At 72.2% G+C, this 3,096-nt stretch carries 3 protein-coding genes; 1 reads left to right on the top strand and 2 read right to left on the bottom strand.

The features are described from left to right. Positions 1 to 580 precede the first annotated feature (580 nt). On the bottom strand, positions 581 to 1,135 hold the full coding sequence (locus tag ACN268_RS01400; protein WP_421481341.1) for a DUF2087 domain-containing protein: 555 nt from the start codon (positions 1,133 to 1,135) through the stop codon (positions 581 to 583). Between the two features lie 30 nt (positions 1,136 to 1,165). Beyond that, on the bottom strand, positions 1,166 to 1,495 hold the full coding sequence (locus ACN268_RS01395) for a DUF6204 family protein (RefSeq protein ID WP_421481340.1): 330 nt from the start codon (positions 1,493 to 1,495) through the stop codon (positions 1,166 to 1,168). A 322-nt stretch (positions 1,496 to 1,817) separates the two neighbouring features. Here ACN268_RS01395 and ACN268_RS01390 point away from each other — a divergent pair, with 322 nt between their 5' ends. Continuing rightward, a complete protein-coding gene (locus tag ACN268_RS01390; protein WP_421481339.1) occupies positions 1,818 to 3,074 on the top strand; it encodes an MFS transporter in 1,257 nt (418 codons plus the stop codon). Positions 3,075 to 3,096: the final 22 nt, after the last annotated feature.

Raw genomic sequence — 3,096 nt, 5'->3', positions numbered from 1 at the left:
GACGGGGTGCCGGGATGCCGGTGGCTCGGAAGCTGTGGCCAGCCGAACGGCTGCCCGCTAGATCCGCCTCTCTCGTGAAATAGACGTCCAGAAGTGGCCAGAGCGCGACTCAAAAGATCACCCCGTGTCATCGACTGCTCTCGGAACGTAGCCCATAGGGCACCGTCCGTCGATAGATACACGTGATTGCTTGGCGACCCGCCCGCCACGACCCGGGGTCATCCCCGGGCCACCTCGACCCCGCCGATCCCCCAGCACAGGCCGGGGTTCGCCGCACCCGCAACAGCGGGACCGAACATCAGGCCCCTAGATCGTTAAGTACTGTTATTGCGATATAAGTCACACTAGACAACCCCGGTTGGGCATGACCACCGTGCCCGCGAAACACCCGGTCGATCCGTCCCGCCACGCGGACAGGGGGCGCTCACGTGCCGGGAAAGCTCCCGCCACAGCAGGGCTGCGGCGGGAGCGGGAGCGCCGAACGACCAATCCGCCCGGTGGACACCGTCGCCCCACCGGGCGGCACCGGTCCGCTCCCTCCCGGGCATCCGGGGCGGTGTGGACCGGGTGGCGTCGAGCGTCACCGGCCTACCGGCTCCTCTGCGGACGCGACCAGCACGTACCAGCCGGCCGACCGGTTCAGCAGTCCGGCATCGACGAGGAGACGCCGGAGGGTGACCGCGTCGAGCACGCCGTCGGTGCACCACGGCCGCAGGCGGTCGGTCACGACCCGCTCGTCGTACCGCTCGTCGGGGGCGAAGCTCTGCCCCGCCACGTGCCGCAGCACCGTCCGCCGGGCACCGTCCTCCTCCGGCAGCCGGACGACGACGTTGCCCCGCACGAAGCCGCGCAACCCCGGATCCGGCTGGTCGGCGACGGCCCGCTCCTCCTGCCGTCGGGCTGCCGTCGCCGCCACCCCGGCGAGGCTCTCCCCCGCCAGCGCGAGCCGCCCGGGGCCGTCCATCCGGAGCAACCCGGCCCGCATGAGCTTTCCGATCGCCGGGGCCGCCTGCTGCCCCGTGAGCCCGGTGGCGGCCAGGATCTCGGTCGAGGTGGCCGCGCCGAGGGTGACGGCGGCGAAGACCTGACGTACGTCGGAGTCGGCGAGCAGCAGTGCAAGCTCTTCAGGGGTCATCGAATTCCCTCCCGGGTGCCGGCCGGCACCTCAGCGGCTCCGGCGACGGAGCATGTCCTCAAGATCGCTGGAGACGGAGTTCAGCTCCGTGCAGTCCGCACCCAGCTCCCGTACGGCGGCGGCGGCCGACCGCTCCGCCTTGCCGAAGATCGCGGCCTCGCCGTCGTCGGGAGCGCCCGAGACCAGACAGCGGAAGGTGAACGTGCGCAGCGACCGCTCGTAGGTCACCGTGCCCTCCGACGTGAAGCGGGCGGAGAAGAGGTCGTGGTCGTCGGCCCGGGCGAGCAGCGCGGCGCGCTGCACGTCGGTGAGCGGGGCGAATTTGCCACGGACGATGACCTTGTAGGTGTTGCTGCTCATGACTGCGGATCTCCCCATCAGAGGGTGGGCCGGTCGACCGGTCGACCGGAGCCGGCCGGCAGGGACGAACGGGGCGCGGACGGTTCCGCCGGTGCCCGGCGTCGGCTCCACCGGACCAGCGGCCCGTCCGGGGACAGGCGGTAGACCGGCCGGGTTCGCGTCCCGCCGACGGTGCCGGGAGTGCGGGCGCTCCGGCCCCGGATACAGCACCATATCCTAATACGGTGCTGTATCTGAAAGCCCGACGTTACCTCCTGGCAAATCATGATCTTTCGCGATTTCGGCTGTCGCCGGCGGTCCCGCGTCCCGCAGAATTAGCCAGGTGTTGATTCGGTACCTCCTCTCCCACGCCCTGTCCCTCCTGGGCAACTCCATGGCCGCGATCGCCCTGCCCTGGCTCGTGCTGGTACGCACCGGGGACCCGGCGGCAGCCGGGGTGATCGCGGCGGTGAGCGCACTGCCCATGCTGCTCGCCGCAGTGGCCGGCGGGCTGGTCGTCGACCGCTTCGGTCGCCGCCGGACGTCGATCTGGGCCGACCTCGCCTCGGCGGTGGCGGTGGCCGCGCTCCCTGTCGTCGACCAGGTCACGGGGCTCACCGTCGGCTGGTTCGTGGTGCTCGGGGTCGCGGGCGCGCTGCTCGACGTGCCGGGCATGACGGCGCGCGAATCCCTGGTGCCGGACGTCGCAACGGCGGCGGGGGTCGGCCTGGAACGGCTGGCGGGCCTGCGCGAGGGGATCAACGGCGTGGTCCTGGTCGTCGGCCCGGCCGCCGCCGGCGGCCTGCTCGTCCTCTTCGACCCGACCACGGTCCTCTGGGTCACCGCGGCGTGTTCGGCGGCGGCGGCCCTGACCACGCTCACCCTCCCGGCCCGGCTGGGTCGAGGTTCGGGTGAGGCGGGCGGCGGGATCCGCACCGAGTTGCTCAAGGGCTTCCGGGTCCTCGGCGGCGACCGGGTGCTCGCCGCGATGACCTTCGTGGTGACGATCAGCGTCCTCGTGCTGGCCCCGCTCCAGAACCTCCTGCTCCCGGTGTACCTCGTCGGCCGCGACTCGCCCGGCGGCTTCGGTCTGATGGTGGCCTTCCTCGCCGTGGGCGGCATCGGTGGGTCGATCGTGTACTCGATCGCCGGGGCGGGCCTGTCCCGGCGTACGGTGTTCGTCGTCGCGCAACTGCTCACCGCGGTGGGTACCGTGGGCCTGGCCCTGCTCCCACCGGTCCCCGTGCTGCTTGCCGCCGCCACGCTCGCCGGCTTCGGCGCAGGGCCCATGCAGGCCCTGGCCCTGGTGTTGGTCACCGAACGCATCCCGGAGCGCTACCGGGGTCGGGTCCTGGGCCTGCAGAACGCCGCCACGACCACGGCGGTTCCGGTCGGTACGCTGGTCGCCGGCCTGCTGATCAGTGGGATCGGCCTGCGTGAGACGGGTGTCCTACTCGCCGTGGCCTGGGGGGTGGTCGCCGCCTTCGCCCTGCTGGTGCCGGCTCTGCGCCGGCTGGAGCCGCCGACGGACGCACAGCGGACACCGGACGCCGACGTCGACCGGGAACCGACGGTGGAGAGCGCGTCGTCGGTCGACTGACGCGCGCTGCCGGCCCCGGGCA

Source organism: Micromonospora sp. WMMD735 (genome assembly GCF_049178995.1).
In the GTDB taxonomy this organism is placed as follows: domain Bacteria; phylum Actinomycetota; class Actinomycetes; order Mycobacteriales; family Micromonosporaceae; genus Micromonospora; species Micromonospora wenchangensis.
This window is presented reverse-complemented; position numbering and strand designations above follow the sequence as displayed.

Excerpts from the sequence above, each read along its gene's own strand:
- ACN268_RS01400 (WP_421481341.1), bottom strand. The coding sequence starts at position 1,135 with ATGACCCCTGAAGAGCTTGCACTGCTGCTCGCCGACTCCGACGTACGT.
- ACN268_RS01395 (WP_421481340.1), bottom strand. The coding sequence starts at position 1,495 with ATGAGCAGCAACACCTACAAGGTCATCGTCCGTGGCAAATTCGCCCCG.